Source organism: Sphingobacterium sp. GQ94, from assembly GCF_059758715.1.
The window spans coordinates 41,200-64,356 of record NZ_JCAXEC010000017.1 but is presented as its reverse complement, the minus strand read 5'-3'; the positions used below and the strand labels follow the sequence as shown (position 1 = coordinate 64,356).

The 23,157-nt window shown below is 35.3% G+C and carries 17 protein-coding genes; 9 read left to right on the top strand and 8 right to left on the bottom strand.

Going from position 1 to position 23,157, the window contains the following annotated elements; genetic code table 11:
• Positions 1–86: 86 nt before the first annotated feature.
• Together AC6CHH_RS14060 and AC6CHH_RS14055 are read right to left on the bottom strand one after the other, a co-directional pair.
• Positions 87–581 carry a dihydrofolate reductase gene (locus AC6CHH_RS14060; RefSeq protein WP_498283949.1) on the bottom strand — a complete coding sequence of 165 codons (495 nt, stop codon included), beginning with the start codon at positions 579–581 and terminating at the stop codon, positions 87–89.
• Between the two features lie 20 nt (positions 582–601).
• Entirely contained in the window at positions 602–1,423 is an 822-nt protein-coding gene (locus AC6CHH_RS14055) for a thymidylate synthase (RefSeq protein WP_498283947.1), read from the bottom strand.
• 113 nt (positions 1,424–1,536) lie between these two features.
• Between AC6CHH_RS14055 and mtaB the strand changes: the two genes are divergently transcribed.
• Positions 1,537–2,856 carry a tRNA (N(6)-L-threonylcarbamoyladenosine(37)-C(2))-methylthiotransferase MtaB gene (gene mtaB / locus AC6CHH_RS14050; RefSeq protein ID WP_498283945.1) on the top strand — a complete coding sequence of 440 codons (1,320 nt, stop codon included), beginning with the start codon at positions 1,537–1,539 and terminating at the stop codon, positions 2,854–2,856.
• Positions 2,857–2,968: 112 nt separating this feature from the next.
• On the opposite strand, the gene AC6CHH_RS14045 is transcribed toward mtaB, so the two are convergent.
• On the bottom strand, positions 2,969–5,236 hold the full coding sequence (locus tag AC6CHH_RS14045; protein ID WP_498283943.1) for an inorganic phosphate transporter: 2,268 nt from the start codon (positions 5,234–5,236) through the stop codon (positions 2,969–2,971).
• A 94-nt stretch (positions 5,237–5,330) separates the two neighbouring features.
• Entirely contained in the window at positions 5,331–6,218 is an 888-nt protein-coding gene (locus AC6CHH_RS14040) for an EamA family transporter (protein WP_498283941.1), read from the bottom strand.
• A gap of 138 nt (positions 6,219–6,356) precedes the next feature.
• On the opposite strand from AC6CHH_RS14040, the gene AC6CHH_RS14035 reads away from it, so the two are divergent.
• From AC6CHH_RS14035 to AC6CHH_RS14010, 6 genes are all read left to right on the top strand, one after another.
• Entirely contained in the window at positions 6,357–6,980 is a 624-nt protein-coding gene (locus AC6CHH_RS14035; RefSeq protein WP_498283939.1) for a C40 family peptidase, read from the top strand.
• A gap of 62 nt (positions 6,981–7,042) precedes the next feature.
• The gene (locus AC6CHH_RS14030; RefSeq protein ID WP_498283937.1) at positions 7,043–7,552 is read left to right on the top strand and encodes a hypothetical protein; all 510 of its coding nucleotides are present in this window, start codon (positions 7,043–7,045) and stop codon (positions 7,550–7,552) included.
• 317 nt (positions 7,553–7,869) lie between these two features.
• Positions 7,870–8,595, top strand: a complete 726-nt coding sequence (locus AC6CHH_RS14025) for an MIP family channel protein (protein ID WP_498283935.1) — start codon at positions 7,870–7,872, stop codon at positions 8,593–8,595.
• 374 nt (positions 8,596–8,969) lie between these two features.
• Positions 8,970–10,799: a DNA polymerase III subunit gamma/tau gene (locus AC6CHH_RS14020; protein ID WP_498283933.1), complete on the top strand. Its 1,830-nt coding sequence runs from the start codon at positions 8,970–8,972 to the stop codon at positions 10,797–10,799.
• A gap of 71 nt (positions 10,800–10,870) precedes the next feature.
• A complete protein-coding gene (gene rlmB / locus AC6CHH_RS14015; RefSeq protein WP_498283931.1) occupies positions 10,871–11,647 on the top strand; it encodes a 23S rRNA (guanosine(2251)-2'-O)-methyltransferase RlmB in 777 nt (258 codons plus the stop codon).
• 146 nt (positions 11,648–11,793) lie between these two features.
• Positions 11,794–13,326, top strand: a complete 1,533-nt coding sequence (locus tag AC6CHH_RS14010; protein WP_498283929.1) for a glutamate racemase — start codon at positions 11,794–11,796, stop codon at positions 13,324–13,326.
• A gap of 132 nt (positions 13,327–13,458) precedes the next feature.
• On the opposite strand, the gene AC6CHH_RS14005 is transcribed toward AC6CHH_RS14010, so the two are convergent.
• On the bottom strand, positions 13,459–15,249 hold the full coding sequence (locus tag AC6CHH_RS14005) for a DEAD/DEAH box helicase (protein WP_498283927.1): 1,791 nt from the start codon (positions 15,247–15,249) through the stop codon (positions 13,459–13,461).
• Positions 15,250–15,693: 444 nt separating this feature from the next.
• Here AC6CHH_RS14005 and AC6CHH_RS14000 point away from each other — a divergent pair, with 444 nt between their 5' ends.
• Positions 15,694–17,184 carry an amino acid permease gene (locus AC6CHH_RS14000; protein ID WP_498283925.1) on the top strand — a complete coding sequence of 497 codons (1,491 nt, stop codon included), beginning with the start codon at positions 15,694–15,696 and terminating at the stop codon, positions 17,182–17,184.
• A gap of 81 nt (positions 17,185–17,265) precedes the next feature.
• Here the strand turns inward: AC6CHH_RS14000 and AC6CHH_RS13995 are convergent, their stop codons facing one another.
• The 3 genes from AC6CHH_RS13995 to AC6CHH_RS13985 form a co-directional block, all read right to left on the bottom strand.
• Positions 17,266–18,594 carry an OmpA family protein gene (locus AC6CHH_RS13995; RefSeq protein WP_498283923.1) on the bottom strand — a complete coding sequence of 443 codons (1,329 nt, stop codon included), beginning with the start codon at positions 18,592–18,594 and terminating at the stop codon, positions 17,266–17,268.
• Between the two features lie 103 nt (positions 18,595–18,697).
• Positions 18,698–19,555: a universal stress protein gene (locus tag AC6CHH_RS13990; RefSeq protein ID WP_498283921.1), complete on the bottom strand. Its 858-nt coding sequence runs from the start codon at positions 19,553–19,555 to the stop codon at positions 18,698–18,700.
• Positions 19,556–19,568: 13 nt separating this feature from the next.
• Positions 19,569–20,405 (bottom strand): universal stress protein, encoded by an 837-nt coding sequence (locus AC6CHH_RS13985; RefSeq protein WP_498283919.1) that lies wholly within the window; start codon positions 20,403–20,405, stop codon positions 19,569–19,571.
• A 134-nt stretch (positions 20,406–20,539) separates the two neighbouring features.
• On the opposite strand from AC6CHH_RS13985, the gene alaS reads away from it, so the two are divergent.
• Positions 20,540–23,155 carry an alanine--tRNA ligase gene (gene alaS / locus AC6CHH_RS13980; RefSeq protein ID WP_498283917.1) on the top strand — a complete coding sequence of 872 codons (2,616 nt, stop codon included), beginning with the start codon at positions 20,540–20,542 and terminating at the stop codon, positions 23,153–23,155.
• Positions 23,156–23,157: the final 2 nt, after the last annotated feature.

Sequence of the window (23,157 nt, the reverse complement as noted above, 5' to 3'; positions counted from 1 at the left end):
AGTGTTTAGCAGAAATCATCCATGATTATTCATTTAGATGAAACCAAATATTTTAGTGTAAGAAAGGGATTGTAAAACTCTTCCTTTTATTTACGTGTATAAACTTCAAAAGTATAATCAAACTTATGATTTTCATCTTTTTTATGAGCATCTGAACTGATTAATTCCCAATCTTCTTTTGGTAAATTTGGAAAAAATGAATCAGCATCAATAATGTTCGTATAAACTTTTGTTAAAAGAATCCTGCTCGCTAAATCTATAGATTGTTTAAATATGTCACCTCCTCCAATAATGAAAATTTCTTTTTCATCACGACAGTAAGTCAAAACTTCAGGAATACTGTTCGCAACGTCTACATCGTCAGCTTGAAAATCCATTTTGCGGCTTATAACGATATTTCTTCTGCCCGGTAGAGCCTTTCCAATTGATAAAAATGTTTTGCGCCCCATTACTATAGAATGTCCCATAGTTTGGTCTTTAAAATATTTAAAGTCATTAGGTAAATGCCAAGGCATTTGATTATCCTTACCAATAGCATTGTTTAGTGCTACAGCTACAATCAAGGTAACTTTAGTTTTCATTTAAAATATTTGTAATTAATTTAAACAGCAACTTTTGCTTTAATATGTGGATGATGATCGTAATTTACTAATTCAAAGTCTTCAAATTTGAATTCGAATAAATCCTTTACCAATGGATTAATTTTCATCTGAGGAAGTGCTTTAGGCTCACGAGAAAGTTGCATCTGAGCTTGTTCAAAGTGATTGCTATAAATATGGGCATCACCTAATGTATGAATAAAATCTCCAATTTCCATATCGCAAACCTGTGCAACCATCATGGTTAATAAAGCATAAGATGCAATATTAAAAGGAACACCCAAGAAAATATCAGCACTTCGTTGATACAGTTGACAGGAAAGTTGTGGTTTTAAAAGACCTTTGTCTGGTTGTGCGGGTGCGACATAGAATTGAAAGAATGCATGACATGGAGGTAAAGCCATATTTTCAATTTCGGCAACATTCCAAGCCGAAACAATAATTCTTCGAGAATCAGGATTAGTTTTAAGCTGTTTAATCACCTGGCTAATTTGGTCAATATGATGTCCGGAAGCAGTAGGCCAAGAGCGCCATTGGGAACCGTAAACAGGACCCAAATCACCATTTTCATCAGCCCATTCATCCCAAATTCTCACCCCATTTTCCTTAAGATATTGGATGTTTGTTTCGCCTTTTAAAAACCAAATCAATTCATGTATTATAGATCGAAGATGAAGCTTTTTTGTTGTAACTAATGGAAAACCCTCTTTTAAATTATACCGCATTTGGTATCCGAATACACTTTTTGTTCCTGTTCCAGTTCTATCTGATTTTTCAAGACCATTGGTATAAACGTGGCTAAGTAGATCCAAATACTGTTTCATAGTATGATTTATATATTTTTCACGAAGATACCTATTTTTTTTAAATCATTAGAATCACACAATTTCTCTTCTTCGGATTATTTCCTGGTTTTTATGTATTTTTGCAAAATATCATGGAAAAAAAAGTTGCTTTCTATACATTGGGTTGTAAGCTGAATTTTTCAGAAACTTCTTCAATTGGTCGTATTTTTAAGGATGCTGGGTACCAAACAACCCCCTTCAATAGCGAGGCAGATATTTATGTAATAAATACCTGTTCGGTAACAGATCATGCTGACCGAAAATGCAGAAAAGTTGTTAAGGAAGCCCTAAAGTATTCTCCAAATGCATACATCACTATTGTCGGATGTTATGCTCAGCTGAAACCAAAAGAAATTTCAGAAATACCTGGTGTTGACATGGTGCTAGGAGCTGCAGAGAAATTCAATATCTTGGAACATATTGACGATTTAACAAAAAATAAAAAGGCTGTGGTACATAATACCCCAATCCAAGAAACTAATCAGTTTATTTCTGCCTTTTCATTTGGAGATCGGACGCGTACTTTTCTTAAAGTTCAAGATGGTTGTGATTATTCTTGTACCTTTTGTACCATTCCATTAGCTCGCGGTGCTAGCCGTTCGGGGAGCATAGCAGATATTGTAAATCAGGCGAAAGAAATAGCAGGGACTGGAGTCAAGGAAATTGTATTGACAGGTGTTAATATTGGTGACTATGGAATTCGAGATGGCGTACGTCAAGATAAATTTATAGATTTATTAAAGAACTTGGATGAAGTAGAGGGAATTGATCGAATGCGTATTTCAAGTATTGAACCTAATCTATTAACCAATGAAATTATTGAGTTTGTCGCGCAATCAAAGCGATTTGTCCCTCATTTTCATATGCCACTACAATCAGGTAGCAATAAAATATTAGCGCAAATGAGACGACGCTATAAACGTGAGTTATATGGCGAACGAGTTGCTAAAATTAAATCACTCATGCCAGATTGCTGCATTGGTGTTGATGTCATTGTTGGTTTTCCTGGAGAAACCCGTGAGGATTTTATCGACACCTATAATTATTTAAATGACCTGGATATTTCTTATCTCCACGTTTTTACATACTCCGAGAGAGAGAATACTATAGCCTCTCAAATGGAAGGGGCGGTCCCTGGAGCGCAACGAAGTGATCGAAGCAAAATGTTGCACATTTTATCAGATAAAAAACGTAGAGCATTTTATGAAAGTCAAATCGGCAAAATTGACCAGGTATTATTTGAGGGGGATCTAAAGGATGGTTTCATGCATGGTTTTTCTAAAAACTATGTAAAAGTCCGCACACTATACGATCCACTACTAGTGAACGAAATGGTTTCGGTAAAATTTCTAAGTATTTCCGAAAATGGAGATGTCGATATTCAGGAAATTCCTGAACTTATTCAGCATTAAAAATATATACGATTTGCCACAAACTTATAAAAGATAATTAGAATTATAAGAGATACAAAAGATACTTCTCAAAAGTTCCAATAAACTTTGAAGCTAGAGCTATTGTAGCAGTTTATTTATTCCTTCGTCTGAAACTATCGAATTCTTTGTGTAATCTAAGGAGCTTATAGGTGGAACTAATTAGTTCGTTTGTTTCCAAGAGTATTGAAAAATATAACCTACTATTCTTAGGGCTATTTTCAGATGTCCGGATTCGATCAATTTGTTTATCCAGCAAATTATTGATGTATTCTTGTATATCTTCGCGTTCCTTTATGATTTCATCAATTTTTGCGAAGTCTAACCTTTTGTAAGTGTTGTGAATCTTAGAAAACCAAGTTCCGATTCTTTCCACTACATATTTTAGATCTTTAGCCTGACTGATACGCAAATGTTTATGATTATTATCTACATGCGATAATGCATTCGAATTAATTACGGCAACATTCTCTACCATATCCTGCAGATAACCTAAAGAAATGATATAATATCGACTTCCTTTAACCGAGGTGTCATCCAGGTTTCGGATATAGTCATACATTGAATTATTAGTCGAATTCAAATCATTTTGCATTTTTTTGACCAATTTTTTATTCACCAATAAGGAATCCAAATCCTCTTTAATTAAGGCATCGATAGCATCTTTATAAAAGACATTTGTTTTGGAAAAGGTTTCGTTTATTTGATTGGCGCTGGTTTCAATAACTTGTTGTAAACTTATAATGTCTCCTTTTTCCAAATTAAGTTGTTGTAAAGCTTGGGCCTTTATTTTTTTATCATGACTTTTTGCATTTCTATATAATAAAAGAGCCAATACAATCAGAGAAATTACAAAAGTAACAACACCGCCAACTTTTAGGAAATAAGCAAAGATAAAAGCTCCTGCAAAGGCCGATCCAGCAGTTATAAACCAGCCTCCAATTACATGAAAAACACCGGAGACGCGGTACACGGCACTTTCTCTTCCCCAAGAGCGATCTGCAAAGGCCGTTCCCATAGCAACCATAAAGGTGACGTAGGTTGTTGATAAAGGTAGTTTCATTGAGGTGCCTAAGGCAATAAGACTACTGGCAACCATTAGGTTAACAGATGCTCTTATCATATCAAACATTGGCTCATCCTTAGAGTTTTTTGAACTTTGATTAGCACTTATTAAAGGATTTTCAAACTTCTTATCAATCCTAGCCTGTAAAGTTCTTGGCATAATATAAGAAAGAACAGAACCAACTTTAATAAAACTCCGTACAACTCTTCTAGAAACTAAATTTGATTTAAATTTTTCATTCCCATTACTTTGGCTCGAAAGGCTCATTTCGGTTTCAATCACTGTTTTTGCTTTCTTAGAAGTCCATAAAGTGATAACCATAACTATACCAGCAGAAAGTAAAATCCATAAAGGTGCTACGATATTGTTCGATGCTAATGCACCCATGGTGAAAGTATTAGGGTTCGCTAATGGAGAATTTTTAAAAATTTCAATGGACTGAGCGGCAGCAACTGGTACACCTATAAAATTAACCAAATCGTTACCTGCGAATGAGAGTGCTAATGCGAAAGTACCAATACCGATGATGACCTTAAGGATATTATATCCTAAAATATTGATCATAAAACTGATAAAAGTAAACAGGACAAAACTTCCTGCAAGAATTAAAAATTCGTGGGCATCAACCCAATCTTTTACGTTGGAACTAATAAAAGATACTCCCTTTAGGCCTTTGATTAGGATAAAGTATGAAATGGCTGACATGGCAACGCCTCCGAAAATTACCCCAATGTTTTTTAGTTTCCTTTGAAACTGAAAGGTGAAAAGAACTCTAGAAATATATTGAACAATCATACCAATTGTAAAGGAAATAATTACAGATAGTAGGATGCTATAGACAATTTCAGAAGCTTTCTCTGTGTTGATGTAAGAGCTTAAAGAGGCCCAATTACCATCGGTAGATGCTATTTTGAAAATAGCTAGACTAATAGCTGCACCCAATAGTTCGAATACAATTGAGACGGTGGTTGAAGTTGGTAATCCAAAATAATTAAAAATATCTAATAATATAATATCAGTAATCATGACTGCTAAAAAAATGGCCATAACATCTTCAAATGAAAATTTGCTGGGGACATAAATTCCACTTCTAGCAATTTCCATCATACCACTTGAAAATATGGACCCGAAAAGGATTCCTAAACTGGCAATAATCATTATACTTTTGAAGGGAAGCGCCTTGGAACCAATGGCAGAATTTAAAAAGTTTACCGCGTCATTACTCACGCCAACCATTAAATCTATTATTGCTAAAACAGCTAAAGTGATTAATACGAGGTAAAGATAATTCTCCATAACAGCTAATTTAAATTTTATCTATTAAATATCAGTTAATAAATGGATTAGATGATCCTGTAAATATGCAAGTATAATGTAAAAAGCTTAAAATTTAGCTTTTTGTTTTTAATTTATTCTTCCAATAAATTGTTATTAATATAAAAATAACCCCACTCCATTTAAGCCATGAAACAGACTCGTCTAAAACCAAGCTTGACATAAATATTGCTACAGGTAATTCAATAGATCCTAGCACAGATCCTAGTGAGTAACCTGTCTTTGGCATACCATAGGCGAATAATAATGGAGGTATTACTGTTCCGAACATAGAGAGTAATATACCATATGGAAAAATACCAATGAAAATCTTAAGAGACAGAAGAGAGAAGGGATGAAGGATAAACAGAATGAATAAAAAGGCGCCTGTAATCATTAAAGCACTTTTATGCATTGGTGGATAATCATTCCCAATCCGCCCATTTACGATGATAAATACAGAGTACGCAGTTGCTGAGAGAATTCCATAAATGATGCCTTCAAGGGAAAAAGATTCTATGGGTTCCTCTAGTAAACCTGTTGCTAGTAGAGTACCCACCAAAACGCAGATGATGATAACTATTTGACTTAAATTAGCTTTGGCTTTAAAAAAGATAAGTTCAACAAGTTGTCCGATCCAAATGTACTGCATTAGCAGTACAATGGCAAGTGAGGCGGGTAGTAAAGCAACACTTTTATAGTACAAAAGACTTACCGCACCAGTACTAATTCCGGCAACTAGAATTCTCCATTTTGAACTTTTTGAAGGGTATTTTTTTTTGTCTGTTTTTCCTCGTAATATCAGCCATAAAAGCCAAAGGATTAAAGCTCCTAAAAAGGTTTGAATTCCAGTAACCTCAGCTAAATTAAAACCTTGTCCATAGGCTTTTTTAACGAATGTAGAAAGGATCCCAAAACTAATTGCACCAATAAGAACTGCAATAGCCCCTTTCGATTTTTCCATTATGCAAAATAACGGAATTTTGGATTAGTATGTGCTATAAAATTACGATCATGACCATTAAAAGATTATTCGAATGATTAATAATCATTGAATATTTCCCTCTTTTTAAAAAGAAATAACATTTGTGGAAAAAAGGATATGGCAAATATTATTGGCTTATCTATCTTTACAAGAATGAGATCTAGAATAAATACACTGTATTCTTTGTTGGTAATTATTTTCATAAGTTCTTGCGGAGTGCAAAAGAAATCCACTCAGTTATCGCGCAACAACGAGACGATCAATTCCAATACATTTCCAAATTCTGATGCAAGTGATTCAAGGAGGGTTGAATATGGACCCAATAAAATCCAAAATTACGCGAAACTCCTTGGGGTGGATGCTAATGAATTTAATAATTTAGATTTGTATTATTTCATTGATGAATGGATGGGGACTCCCCACCGGATGGGGGGACTAGATAAGAAAGGAGTAGACTGCTCAGGATTTATAGGCATGCTTTATAGCAAAATCTATGGTAAGGATTTGCCAAGATCTTCTAGGGACATGGCGCAAACCATTAAGAAAAAGAAGAATGTGCAACTCAAAGAAGGCGATTTGGTTTTCTTTTCTTTCTCCGGCAGAAACATCGACCATGTAGGTATTTATCTCCATAATGGAAAATTTGCACATGTTTCCACACGAAAGGGCGTAATCATTTCGAGTCTAAGTGATGCTTGGTACGCGAAATATTTAGAAAGTTGCGGTACCCCTAAAATCTAAATCTTAAATAAAGGCTGGATAAAAGATGACAATTGTCTATTTTTGTAGATATTTCAATTATTATGTCAGATAGAACTAAACGAATTTTTTTAGCCATTTGTATTGTCGTTCCTTTTCTTATCTATTGCGTGTATTATTACTCAGCAATGGTAAAAAATGCCCCATTTCGTTTTACCGATTTTGAATCCATTGAATTCGCATATGGATTTCCTGATTCGATGCTTAATCAGTATGATTCAAAAACGAGTCATTATCAATACTTAACAAAAGATGGCAAAGTGGTTAAAGATACATTGAAACTTAGAAAAGATGATTTGTTATATCTACATAGAAAGGCTCAGGAGTTAGGGTTTTGGAATGTAAATGATGATATGACAACTCAACTAACGGATAGGGAAGAAGGCGCCAAAGTACCGCGATACAAACTAACGTTCAATTATAAGGAAAAATCTAAAACAGTAGTGTTAGACACCGATTATCCGGGGCCAATAAAAATGGTTGAAGCAGCGCGTACAACCGTAGATGAAGTATTGCGTATGTTGGCTAGCGCAAAAGCTCGAACGGAAGATTAACCTTCCGCAAATCGTTAAACTATTCTACAAGCGATTGATAGAATATAATTTGAAAATAAAAAGACCTTATCGACAAACGATAAAGGAAGATTTTTATATCTAAAAATTTATTAAGGACCCTTCTGATTTAATAAATTTCTTCGTAGAAGTTGATCTAAAAATTTTTCACAAATCTTTTAGATCAAATTATTATTATTCATGTTAATTAGAATTTCTGATCCATTTTTAATTAATTGATTTTAGATCAATCGATTAAGCGAGAATATTTTTATAAAGTATATCGCAGAATTTTTTTAACTTGTAGAAAAATCTAAATTATGGATACAAAAATCTCATCAAAGTTTATTGCTGAACTGATTGGAACTTTCGGTTTGGTACTATTTGGCTGCGGTGCAGCTGCAGTGGCTGGAGGTGACACGCTTGTTGGAACCTCTGGCTTAGGATTATTAGGTATCTCCTTAGCATTTGGACTATCTGTAGTCGTTTTTGCTTATGCTATCGGAGGTGTATCTGGCTGTCATATCAACCCAGCGGTTACTATAGGAGTAATGGTTTCCGGAAAAATTTCAGTTAAAGATGCTGTCGCTTATATTATTGCTCAAGTTTTGGGAGCAATTATAGGAGCCTTTGTGTTAAAAACAATCTTGGGCGGACAAATTAATGGGTTTACCCCAGGAGAATGGGCATATGGGTCAAACGGTTGGGGTGATGGCTATCAGAATGAATACGGAATGGTAACAGCCTTTATTACTGAGACGGTTTTAACCGCATTATTTCTATTTGTGATTTTAGCAACCACATCGAAAATTGGCAACAGTACAATGGCCGGATTAGCAATAGGTCTTACCTTAGTTTTAATTCATATTGTAGCGATCCCAATAACTGGGACTTCTGTTAATCCAGCAAGAAGTTTGGGCCCAGCTATATTAGCAGGCGGTCAAGCGCTATCGCAATTATGGTTATTTATAGTGGCTCCTGTTATAGGTGCAATTCTGGGTTCGGTGCTCTGGAGATTAGTCTATTTAGAGCCGAAGCAAGCTTAATTGGTTCTCTTTTCGATACTCTTGTTTCATGAATATCCAAAATGGGGACTGAGTTATAAGCAAAAATCAAGATTCATAGAAAATTTACTTTGAATGTGTTTCTCTAAAGAATAAGGATTAAATAAAAACGGCAATTTTCTATTTGAAAATTGCCGTTTTTATTTGACTGGGAATCATAAAAAAATTGATTTGATATCTTCAAGCTAAAATGATATCAGATACAGTACCTTCTTCCTTAAATTTTTATTAGTCCCATAGCATCTGTATTGTAGGTTATAAATGAAGTTGTGCTATTATCTTTGAATGACTTATTTGTTTCCATAATTTGAATAATATTGAAGTTGTGAAAAATTATAAATTGCTTATCTTCGTACATGGATAATTTTATTGTTTCTGCTCGAAAATACCGCCCGGTCAAATTTGATTCGGTGGTGGGACAGCAACACATTACGAGCACCTTAAAAAACGCGATTCACAATAATCAGTTAGCACAAGCATTCCTGTTTTGTGGGCCACGTGGTGTTGGTAAAACAACCTGTGCACGTATCCTTGCGAAAACGATAAATTGTGAACAAATTACGGATGGATCTGAAGCATGTGGCACCTGCAGTAGCTGTATGTCGTTTCAAAATGGAAATTCATTTAGTATACATGAACTAGATGCTGCATCAAATAATTCTGTTGATGATATTCGTTCATTGATCGATCAAGTCCGAATTCCTCCTCAAACTGGAAAATATAAAATCTATATTATAGATGAGGTGCATATGTTATCTCAACAGGCATTCAATGCATTTTTGAAAACACTGGAAGAACCACCATCTTATGCAATATTTATCCTTGCCACAACTGAAAAACATAAAATTCTTCCAACCATTTTATCTCGCTGTCAGATCTTCGATTTCAACAGAATAAAAGTAGAAGATATGGCAAACCATTTGCTTTCAATTGCCAACCAAGAGGGGGTGGCCTTTGAAATGGATGGTTTACACGTGATCGCTCAGAAAGCTGATGGTGGATTACGCGATGCCTTATCAATGTTTGATCAGATTGTTAGTTTTTCTAATAAAAATTTAACGTATAAAGCTGTAATCGATAATCTGAATATTTTGGATTACGATTATTATTTCCAGCTGTTGGAGGCTATTTCGAAACAAGATGCAGCGAATAGTTTGGTTATTTTCGATCAAATCTTAAATAAAGGTTTTGATGGAGGACATTTTATTGCAGGATTATCGAGTCATGTTCGTAATTTATTAGTCACTAAGGACTCTACAACCCTAAAACTGTTAGAGGTTAGTGAGAATGTAAAAAAACGTTATTTAGAACAATCCCAACTTTTGTCAAGCGGCTTGTTGCTATCTGCATTAAATATTGCTAATCATTGCGAAGTAAATTATAGGACAAGTAAGAATCAGCGATTGCAGGTTGAGCTGGCGCTGCTTAAAATGTGCCATATCTCAAGTGCAATACAATTTGCAGATCAAGGTTCTTTAGCACAAGCTGAACTAAAAAAAAAACTTCCTGAATCAATAATAAGTCAAAAAGACACAATCATAACTAAAGAAAAGGATACTTCAGAAGCAGGTCTATCGTTGAAGAATTCTTTTATAGAGGCACCAGAAAATCATCAAATAAATGAAACTTCTGGTTCTGTTGTCGGTTCAATATTGTCGCATGCATCGCTTAAGAGCGAAAAAGATCCTGTGCAGAATAATTCATCTGGGAAAGCGTGGGGTAAATTTAAACCAACAACTGCAATACCAAATCTGAATACAATTTTTGAGCAAAAGAATGTTCAGGAATCCGAAGAAATTGACTTAGTTGACGGAACTGAATTCTATGAGGTAACACAAAACGCGTTTATTAATAAGTGGAATACCTTTGCTGAAATTCTGAAAAAAGAAAATAGGATTACTTTATATACGATTATGACTTCAAACCTTCCTGTCTTGCAAGGTACTAAAATAAGGATTGAAGTTGAAAATGCGGTACAATTGGAGCAACTTAAGCTAGGGAAAATTGACATATTAAACTACCTTCGGGTAGAACTTCGGAATTTTTCATTGGATATGCAAAGTGTTATGGTAGAAAGTTCCAAAGAACGAAAACCCTATACCGCTCAAGAAAAATATCAAGCTATGGTGAATAAGAATCCGATGTTAGATGAATTGAGAAAAACCTTTGATTTAGGGCTGAGCTAATCATTTTCTTTTCTACCTTTGTAGCAATCAAAATTTTGATTTTGGTTATTCATTAATATAAAGGAAAATAAATGCAACAATTTCAGCGTAACGATAGGACAGATAAAAGGGAGTCTAATCAAATGGTATTTGGTATCCGTGCCGTAATGGAAGCTATAGATAGTGGTAAAGAAATTGAATCTTTATTTGTTCAACGTGGTTTGTCTGGTGCACTCTTTGCAGAATTTAAAGCATTCGTTAAGGAATATGATATATCCTACCAACAAGTCCCTATTGAAAAACTGAATAGGATAACCCGCAAAAATCATCAGGGAATCATCGCTGTTATTTCGCCGATAGTGTATCAAAATATTGAGGACTTGTTGCCATTGATATACGAAAAGGGAGAAACCCCACTTTTATTAATGTTAGATGGTGTAACCGATGTGCGTAATATGGGTGCGATTGCTCGTACAGCTGAATGTGCTGGAGTTCAGGCGATCATTGTTCCCAAAAAAGGATCTGCCGAAATTAACCCAGATGCAATCAAGACCTCCACCGGCGCCTTGTATAAAATTCCTGTATGTCGACATGACTCCCTCTCAAAGGTTGCAAAGTTTTTAATTGATTCTGGAGTGCAAGTAGTTGTTAGCACTGAAAAAACATCCGATTCGATTTATGACGTAGATTATACCTTACCGACATGTGTTGTTATGGGAGCTGAAGATGTTGGCGTATCAGACGATTTAATTCGAATATCCGATAAGCTAGCAAAGATTCCAATGTTTGGTGAAATTGCCTCTTTAAACGTTTCTGTATCTGCTGGCGTTGTAATATATGAGGCTATTCGCCAACGCGATAAAAAGTAAATTGGGTTCCAATGAAAAGCCCTTTCATTTGATGTAATTGATTGGATATGCATAATACATCGAAATTATAAACGCATGTTTATGCATTTTTATATTTTGATATTCATATTATTGCGATATCTTTATAACTATCAATTTAAAACCAAATGAATCAGGGTATAATTTTAAAAGGATTGGCAAGTCTCATATTGCTATCAAGTAGCATAGTCAATCTCTTTGCTCAGAATCCATTACAAATAGAAAATAGTATCTTAAAAGATTCCAATAACTTTTTTTATATAGATTTTTCGAATTATCAAAAACCATTAAAATCGTTACCGATTGGAGTTTTTGATTCAGGAACTGGAGGGCTTACTGTTTTGGATGCATTGGTGAATTTTGATCAATTCAACAACAAAACGAATCAGAAGATATCTGATGGAGAATTAGACTTTAATCAGGAGGACTTTATATATCTTGCTGACCAAGCAAATATGCCCTATGGAAATTATCATGCTAGTTTTAAAGATGATTTATTAGTAGAACATATAATTAAAGACTTTCAGTTTTTGCTTAGCAATAAATATTATTCATCTCAATCTTCTGCCACCCCTAAGTCGGATAAACAACAAGTTAAAGCTATTGTGATCGCTTGTAACACGGCGACAGCTTATGGTTTTAAGGAGGCGTCTGCTTTTTTGGAAAGAACAAAGTTGAATATTCCAGTTATCGGAGTGATAAACGCTGCAGCTAGAGGTACATTAATGGGGTTTGATAAAAATGAGAATGGATCTATAGCCGTGTTTGCTACCGTAGGAACTATTGCCTCATCAGGCTACGAGAGAACACTAAATGAACAAATAAAGACATTAGGTCTAAAAGGTAATATTCAAATATTCAATCAAGCAGGACACGGTATTGCTGAGGCTGTAGATGAAGAACCTGATTTTATAAATGCCAATGCAAAAAAACCACGAGAAAATTATCGGGGGCCTTCCCTAGTAAAAGACGAGTTCGAAATTGATCGAACGCTTTTGGATATTTACAATTTTAATTTTGATAAAAATCAAATGCTATGTGATAGTATTAATTCAGAAGATTGTACGATAATGCAATTAAATTCATCCGAAAATTACGTGCGATACCATCTAGTTAGTTTGTTGGAGAAGATGCGGAAGACCGAAAATTCAGAACCCTTAAAGGCTTTAATTTTGGGTTGCACACATTACCCTTTTTTGATTAAGGAGATTAACCAAGTTTTAGCAGAGTTAAGGGCTTACAGGGGAGGGGATGGACAAGTAAAGTATCGGCATTTGATTGACGAACAAGTTGCCATCATTGACCCATCAGTTTTTGTTGCAAATGAATTGTATGAAGCATTGAAGAATGAAAGCCTTTTCAATGATAAGGGAGATATGTTTATGAATTCTGAATTCTATATTTCAGTCCCAAATAAAGATAACCAAGCTGTTGAACTGGAAGAGCAGGGAAATAGGTTTACCTATGAATATAAATATGGTAGACTGGTAAATGAGATTCAAGAATATGTGAAAATAGTGCCGTTTAATAAGAGCAATATTTCTAAAGAGACTCTAAACCGGTTTCAATTAATTATTCCAAAAACGTATGATTTAATGAAGAATTTTAATCAGAAGAATCTGAAGGTATCCTCCTTAGAATCATCTTTGAAAATTGACTAGTTATTCTTTGATTTTCAGGTACTGAGTCTTGAAAGTAAAACCTAACTTCAACGTTTATTTCATTATGGCACAAAAAAACGAGCAGGGAAAACATTTTTCCTGCTCGTTATATTTCCAAATTGGATTAAGATTTTAGTATCTGCTTTTAGATTCTCTACGCTTTCCTGAGAAATCGCGGAAGCCACCTCCAGAAGAACGGTCTCTACGACCTGCTCCACCATTACGGTCCCCACCACTTCTTTCTCCTCTATCACTATAGCGACGTTTAGGACCTCTATCTCCACCACGGTCAGATCTTCCTTCTCCAGAAACTTCAATCCGGACATCTCTGCCATTGAAATCAACTTCTTTGAAGCCTTCGAATACTTTTTGAACTTCTTCGTCTTGTACCTCGAAAAATGTAAAAACTCCTTTGAGGTCTATTTTGCCTATTGATTTGCCAGAAATTTTACTCTTGTTACAGATAAAACCTAACATATCTCCACGACTAAATTCATCTACAGAACCTAAGTTTATAAATAACCTGGTATATCCTTTAGAACTAGTGCGACGACCAGAAGATTCTCTATCTGAATCTTTAAACGAAGATTCACGAGCTTCTATGTTAAGATCCGGAGCATTTTTGTAATAGTTCAAGAACCTGTTAAATTCTAATGAAGCAAAACGTTTGATCACGTCTTCTTTACTCAAGTCTTTTAGACTTTCGAGAATTTGAGGTAAAAATGCATTAATTTGTTCCTCTTGTACTTCTACATTATGAACGCTATCAACGATTGAGAACAATTGTTTTTCACAAACTTCAGTTCCTTGAGGAACTTGTTTGCGTACGAACTGTTTCCCAATAATTTTTTCGATATGACGGATTTTACTCATTTCTTTAACATTCACTAAAGAAATCGAAATTCCGGTTTTACCAGCTCTTGCAGTACGTCCTGAACGGTGAGTGTAGTTTTCGGTCTCGTCCGGTAAGGAATAATTTATTACGTGAGTTACGTCGTTAACATCAATACCACGAGCTGCAACATCTGTAGCGATAAGTAATTGTAAGTTACGTTCACGGTAACGTTTCATTACTTTATCACGTTGTTGTTGAGATAAATCTCCATGTAAAGAGTCAGCATTATACCCGTCTTTAATTAAAGATTCAGCAATTTCTTGTGTTTCAATTTTTGTGCGACAGAACACAATACCAAAGATGTCTGGGTAAAAATCTACGATGCGTTTGAATGCAGCATATTTATCTTTAGCCTTGATCATAAAATATTGGTGTTCAATATTCTCATTTCCTGTATTTTTAGTACCAACAGTTAATTCAACTGGATCTGTCATGTACTTTTGTGCAATACGGCGCACTTCTTTAGGCATAGTTGCTGAAAACAACCATGTTTTTTTCTCATCTGGCGTTTCTGAAAGGATATTATTAATGTCCTCTTGAAATCCCATGTTTAGCATTTCATCAGCCTCATCTAATACGACATATTTCACGTTAGAGAAGTCAATCGCTTTTCGGCCAATAATATCCAGCATACGACCTGGAGTTGCTACTACAATTTGTACTCCACGGCGAATCTGACGTAACTGATCCCCAATGTTCGCGCCACCGTAAACGGCAACAACATGTACATTATCAATAAATTTGGCATACTTTTCTAAATCTCTCGCAATTTGCAAACAAAGTTCACGCGTTGGACATAATACCAAAGCTTGTGGTTGTTTAATCGAGAAATCTAATTGTTCTAGTAGAGGAAGACCAAATGCCGCTGTCTTTCCTGTGCCTGTTTGGGCTAATCCGACAAAATCGTCGTTACCAGTCAGTAATACAGGAATGGCTTTTTCCTGGATGGGAGAAGGTTTTTCAAAACCTAACTCAGTGATGGCATTAACAATATCATGACGGATCCCAAGTTCTAAAAATGGGTTCATGAATTAAATTATACAATAGGCACAATTGCCTAAGGCGGTGCAAAGATAGGTGTAATAATTGGTTTTTCCTATAGTTCAGTGTTTTATGTTTCTTAATATTTGATATTTGCCGTCAGTAGAATTGATTAATCACCATAAAATGTACATTTAAAGCACATGCAAGTCATATTATAACTTCAGCAAGCATCTCAGATGAAAATCAAATAATAGAAAATAATTTTTAAAGATTCTATCTTGGCGAATATTCATATAATATTTGGCTGATTGTGATAAATAAAAAACATAATTTCGAAATGTACCGTGTTTATAGTGTAAAAGTTGTAAAACAACTCCTTTAGATGAATATTTTGAAATAAAATATTGCAATAAGTATTAAAGTCTTAATAAAATATTGTTTTTTTTATTTTTTTTGTAGGTTTGAATCTGTAATCATTAACTGAAATTATGTGGTATAAAAAATCAATTTCGAAATTAGTCTCTGAAGCTGAACAAAGTGGAGAAGGTACTCTAAAAAGGACCTTGTCAAGTACAGGTCTAGTGGCATTAGGTGTTGGCGCTATAATAGGTGCAGGATTATTTTCGCTTACTGGAATCGCTGCGGCGGACCATGCAGGCCCCGCTGTTATGTTGTCATTCATTATAGCCGCCGTAGGATGTGCTTTTGCAGGACTTTGTTATGCAGAATTTGCATCCATGATTCCGGTTGCTGGTAGTGCTTATACATATTCATACGCTACCATGGGAGAGTTTATGGCATGGATAATCGGATGGGATTTGGTTTTGGAATATGCTTTAGCGGCAGCTACTGTTGCGGTAAGCTGGTCTCAATATGTCAACGAGTTGTGTATCATTGTAGGTATTCATTTACCTCCTGATTTCTTGTATGGACCTTTCGAAGGAGGTATCATCAATCTTCCGGCTATTATAATCGTCTGTTTATTGTCTTTATTACTTATGAGAGGAACACAAGAGTCCTCTTTCGTAAACAATATTTTGGTTGTCTTAAAAGTAGGTGTTGTAATATTATTCATCGTGCTGGGATGGCAATTTATCGATCCTGCAAACCATACACCGTTTATTCCTGTAAATGAGGGGGAAGAATTAGTCAAACAGGGAACTATGGGCTTTTGGGATTTTTGGAATAGCGATTATAGAGGTCATTATGGATGGTCTGGTGTTTTGCAAGCTGCTGGGGTTGTTTTTTTTGCTTTCATCGGGTTTGATGCAGTGAGTACCGCTGCGCAAGAGGCCAAAAATCCTAAAAAAGGGATGCCGATTGGTATCATAGGATCATTAATTATATGTACGCTACTTTATGTCTTATTTTCTTATGTGATGACCGGGCTGGCTCCATATACCGCATTTAGTGGCGATGCTAAACCAGTTGCTACTGCATTTGAGAAAACAGGATACCATTTCTTAAATACAGCGATGATCATTACGATTATTGCGGGTTACACCTCGGTGATTTTAGTCATGTTATTAGGGCAAAGTCGTGTTTTTTATTCAATGAGTAAAGATGGATTATTACCAAAAATATTTTCTGATTTATCAAAACGACAGACACCTTGGAAGACCAATTTGATTTTTATGGTATTCGTTAGTGTTTTTGCAGGTTTCGTTCCTGTTTCAGATCTTGGGCATATGGTTAGTATTGGAACATTATTTGCCTTTACCTTAGTTTGTGTCGGTATTTTAGTTCTTCGAAAAACAAATCCAGAGTTAGCTAGACCATTTAGGACTCCGTTGGTACCTTTGATACCAATATTAGGGGTGATTGTTTGTGTTTTGTTAATGGCGGGGTTGCCTATCGAAAGCTGGGAAAGACTCGGTATTTGGATGATAATAGGAGTAATTCTGTACTTTATCTATGGACGGAAAAATAGTGTTCTTGGGAAAGAAAAACGAGCTAATGAAAATTCGTCTGAATTATAGAAATGACTAGTAAACTATAAAAAGTGAAGGCTACCATTATGGTAGCCTTCACTTTTTTATTCCCGAATTACCAGTTAATTGTTAATATAAGGTGAATTCTACTCGTCTGTTTTGTTGACGACCTTCTGCTGTATTATTTGTTGCAATGGGCTGGTTTGGACCATATCCTGTGGCCTCTATACGAGAAGGATTAGCTCCTTTTGAAACCAAATATGCTTTAACAGATTCTGCACGTTCTTTGGATAAGCGTAAATTTAATTGTAAGGAACCCGTATTGTCTGTATGCCCGGCAAGTTTTAGGCTGAAGTTTTTTTCAATTAAAAGGGCCGCAACTTTATTTAAGGATTCAAAAGAAGTTGTTCGAATGGTTGCTTTGCTCAAATCAAACTCAAGGTTTTTAATAGCTTCATCAACTACTTTTTTATCTTCTTCTGTAACTACAATCTTTTCAACCACCTTAGTTTCATGTTTCATTTCTGGAAGAGGACATCCTGCCCCATCGACTTTTGTCCCCGAGGGAGTATCCGGACATTTATCAAACTTATTAGCAACTCCATCACCATCATCGTCATTTAGACTTTCATTTATGGAAGATATTTCAGATTTCAATTGCTCATTAGCGGCAATTAGACCATCTCTTTGAGCAACCAATTCATCATATTTCTTAACAATTGTTGCAACCGGATTACTGTTTCCTAAATAAGGTTTACTTGGATTTCCAAGAGCAATTTCTAACCCTGCGTGTGCATATGAAAACAAATCATTTTTATATTGATCGCCTGTAATTCCATCAAATTTTTGATTAGCCCAATTTAATTGATAACCTAGATCAATGTTAATTCCTTTTGAAACAGCAAATTTAAAGCCGGCATCTACTGGAACAAACAACTTAGTTTCTGATTCATCTGTACTTTGAGCGCCATCAATAGTATAGCTAGTTTCATAATTCATAGCACCAATACCTGCGGCGAAATATGGTTTAATGATGCTATTGAAAAATCTCCAATTAGCATTAGCTAAAGTAAATTCACCTGTGAGCGCTGTCGACCAAGGTATTTTAGTCTCAAATGCAGATATCTCAGTAGTACTCGCCAATTCGTTTTTTCCAGCTACCTTGCCGCCCATGTATTGTGCTTTGATGCCGAAACTTGGGGACAGCTGTTTCTTTAGATAAGCGCTATATCCGACACTGTGTGTTAATTTATCGAATCCACCTCTGTTAAATCCAAAAATGTTTGATTGATTTAAAACCCCGGCATTTACACCAATTGACCAAGATCTGTATTCTGACTCGGGACCAAGTGGTGTCGTTCCTTCAATGGTTGAATTGTTGGTTTGAGCAAATGATACCGATGAGAAGAGGACGGTTGTTGCTAAAGCGCCAATTTTTTTAAAATAGGTTGTTTTCATGTTTTTTTGATTTAATGCAATTAATCAAAACGATACAAACTTATTGCCAAAAAGAAATATTTTTAAAATAAGTAGTAATTCAACGTAATAGGTTAACTATTTACTATTTCTGAACCCGAGCGAAAAAAGTTGGTATCTGAATATCAAAAGCCATTTTTTTGATCACATTCGCCTCACTAAGTTGGCGAAAAACACTTTTCTTGCTTTTGGTTAATACAAGAATATCAACCCGTTCATCTATAAGAACTGAGGTGATGGCTTGTGCGATTGATTCCTTTTGTCTCATAAATAAAGTTTGTGGTTTTATTATATAGGAAATATCGGAAATCCCTATTTCTTTCTCTATCCGGTTAATCCAATTTTTAAAATCAATATCAATATCCTTAATCGCTCGATCGTTAGTGTTTACATGGATAAGAATCAAATTATAATTATTTTTAAACAATGGAATTGCCTGTGATAATGCCGTTAACTCGCCTTCCTTGAAATTACATAACAGTCCAATTTTGTCCTTTTTAAATTCGGATGAATTAACAGGGATAGCTAAAACAGGAGTTTTCGTGTTTAAAATAGTGTCGTAGGTGTTGCTACCAATGAATATTGCCTCAAGTCCAGAAGAACCTTTAGTTCCCATTACAACAGCACAATATTGAGTTGCTGAGGTAAGAGTTTTGACTTCATCATACAAATTACCCTCTTTGAAGGTAGACGTCACTTTGATCTCTGGAAATTTTGACTTTATTCCTTGAACTGTTTTTCTCATACTTTCTTCCGCCAAAGGTACACGAGGATCATTCAATGGTTCAGCCCCTTGAGAATTCAAATACGTGTTGGAATGTTCAGAAAAAACGTGGACCAGTTCTAATTCGAGGTCTCCGATTGTTGCGATTTGACAGGCGTATTGAACAGCGTTATCTGAATGTTCTGAAAAATCTATTGGAATAAGAATTTTGTTCATCATGTTATATCAAGAGTTAAATTTTGTCGAAAAATGCGGGTTTGCTAAGTTCTAAGGCTATAGTTTTGGAAACAGATGAGCTGAATAATCGCTCAAAGAATGTTTTTCGAGTTGGGGTGACCAATATAATGCTTGGATTTACCTGTTTTATAATTTTACTAACCACCTCAGGGACTGAATCTAGATTTTCATCAGATTTTTGCAGCGTTTCAGAGATTGTATTGACATTCATTATAGAGCTCATCTCCCGAATGTTATACGCCCAAGATTTTAAAGTCTCATCAACATTTTGTTTGCTTTGACTTTCCTTAAACACATGGATTAACGTTAAATCGGTAGTGTTTCCAACTAAACGTAGATATTCTTTGAGCGTATCGAGTTCTTCAACTTTGAAATTTGTCAGAAGCACTGCATGGTTTGTGTGGAAAATGTTTGTTTCTTTAGGGACTACAATAACGGGGATCTCTGATTTTGAGGCAACCGCAATGGTTGTACTTCCCCAATAAATCGGTTTTAGTTGGCTTGAACCCGATGCTCCCATGATTACTAGAGAGAACTTTCCAGTTTGGGAGAGTTGTGTTATTTTGTCAATTATTAAGACTCGAGAACACTCAATGCTGATCTGTAAATCTGGAAAAGTCTCAAGCAGATCTTTTTGCAAGTCCTGCATTAATAAGTCTGCCTTAAGGGGTAATTCATTCGGATGCTCCGGTCTATTTTCACCTACAGATTCACTGGTGTAGCAATGTAATAAATGTATATTCATGTTCTTGCTTTGCGCTAAGTTACAAGCATACAGCACAGCATGAGAGGCATTTGTTGAAAAATCTGTAGGAACTATAATTGTCATCATTGTGAATTTATCAGTGTCTGTTTTTGTGATGATAAATTTACTAAAAATTATCTTGGTTATTTGCAAAAGTTGGTTTTTAAGCTAAATATAAGACCAATTTTGAGTAACTTTGCTACGAATTTTATATCGAATAAATGACAAGTAGAGAAATACGTCAGGCTTTTTTAGCGTTTTTTAAAAGTAAGGATCATCAGATCGTCTCATCTGCACCAGTTGTTGTTAAGAACGATCCTACATTAATGTTTACAAATGCAGGAATGAATCAATTTAAAGATTTATTTTTAGGAGAAACTGCAGCAAAATATTCCCGGATTTCCGATACACAACGGTGCCTACGGGTCTCTGGTAAACATAATGATTTGGAGGAAGTCGGCATTGACACTTACCACCATACATTATTCGAAATGTTAGGCAATTGGTCTTTCGGAGATTATTTTAAAAAAGACGCAATTGCATGGGCGTGGGAGTTGCTGACCGAAGTGTATAAATTGGATAAGGATAGGTTATATGTAACTGTTTTTGAGGGTGATTCGCAAGAAAATCTGCAAAAAGATGTGGAGGCCTTCGAACTCTGGAAATCTTTTATTCCCCAGGATAGAATTTTAATGGGAAACAAAAAGGATAATTTCTGGGAAATGGGAGAAGCCGGACCTTGCGGTCCATGTTCTGAGATTCATTATGATATGCGATCAAGCCAACAAAGAAAAGAAGTTGATGGAAAGGACCTAGTCAATGCAGACGATCCCCAGGTTATAGAAATTTGGAATTTAGTTTTTATGCAATTCAATCGACTAAAAGATGGATCTTTAATTTCTTTACCAGCAAAGCATGTAGATACAGGTATGGGGTTTGAAAGGTTGGTTCGTGCAATTCAACATAAATCTTCCAATTATGATACAGATATATTTCAACCTTTAATTCAATTCATCTCAGAAAGATCTGGCGTTCAATATGGAACCGATGAAAAGAACGATATAGCGATGCGGGTGATATCGGATCACATTCGAGCGGTCAGTTTTGCAATAGCTGATGGACAATTACCTTCAAATAATAAAGCTGGTTATGTCATTCGTCGAATTTTGAGACGTGCCGTACGGTATGCTTACACCTTTTTAGAATTTAAAACGCCATTTATTCATGAATTGGTTCCCGTTTTGGCAGAACAATTTAAAGGTGTCTTTGATGAATTAATTCAGCAGCAGGATTTCGTGCAAAAGGTTATTTTAGAAGAAGAAGTTTCTTTTTTGAGAACTTTAACACAAGGAATTCAAAGATTTGAAAATTATGTTTCAGAAAATAAGGTAATTCAAGGGGATTTTGCCTTTGAATTGTTTGATACTTTTGGTTTCCCAATAGATTTAACCGATTTACTTTCTCGTGAGAAAAACTTAAAAGTTGATATGGATGGATTCCAAAAAGCTTTATTAGCTCAAAAGGAACGTTCTAGAGCAGCTACACAGATTGACACAGGAGACTGGGTCTCGGTCTCGCAAGATCATGAAAGTGTGTTTGTCGGTTATGATGCTTTACAATCGATAACCGAGATCACTAAGTTTAGAAAAGTGAGTGCTAAAGGGAATGATCAATATCAGATTGTTCTTTCTCAGACACCTTTTTACGCAGAAGGTGGCGGACAGGTAGGTGATACAGGATATATAATAGATTTGAATAATAATGAAAGAATCGATATCATAGATACTAAGAAAGAGAATGGTCTTTTTGTTCATTTTAGCAACCAACTTCCAAGCAATGTAAACAGTGAGTTTGAAGCATATGTAAACGTCTCAAAACGAAAGGATATTCAAGCTAATCACTCTGCCACTCATTTATTGCATGCCGCATTGAAACAAGTTTTAGGTAACCATGTGAATCAAAAAGGTTCTTTGGTCTCCTCAGATATCCTAAGATTTGATTTTTCTCATTTTTCTAAATTGAGCTATGACGAAATTAAAGAGATTGAAGATATAGTGAACGCAAAAATACTTGAGAATATCACTCTGAAAGAAGAGCGGAATGTTCCGTATCAAAAAGCTATTGATTCTGGAGTAACAGCATTATTTGGAGAGAAATACGGAGATTATGTTCGAGTTATTACATTTGAGGATCACTATTCTAAGGAGCTTTGTGGAGGAACGCATGTTCAGGCAACAGGACAGATCGGATTTTTTAAAATTCTTTCTGAATCTGCGGTAGCATCTGGGGTCAGAAGAATTGAAGCCATTACTGGAACAAAATCTCAACTTTTCATTCGTGAACAATTTGAGTTAATTAATAATCTGAGAGAATTATTAAATCAACCGAAGGATTTTGTTTCGGCATTAACGAAAGTGATTGGTGAGAATAATGCTCTAAAAAAGGAGATTGACCAATATATTTCTCAAAAATCCTTGAGTTTAAAATCCGAATTAGAAGGAAAGCTAGAAAAAATTGGTGATATAAATTTCATTTCTACTGTAGTAGATCTACCAAGTGTAGACTCTATAAAAACACTGGCCTACGCCTTGAAAGGAGCTATAAATGATTTATTCTTAGTGCTAGGAGCCATTATTGATGGAAAACCGAGCCTAACAGTGGTGATTTCTGACGAATTATCAAAAACACGTGGACTCAATGCTGGACAGATTGTCCGAGAATTGGCAAAGGAAATTCAAGGTGGAGGAGGAGGTCAACCTTTTTTCGCAACAGCCGGAGGGAAAGATATTAATGGAATTGATAGAGCTATCAAGAAAGCTCGTGAGTTTGTTAAATAAAT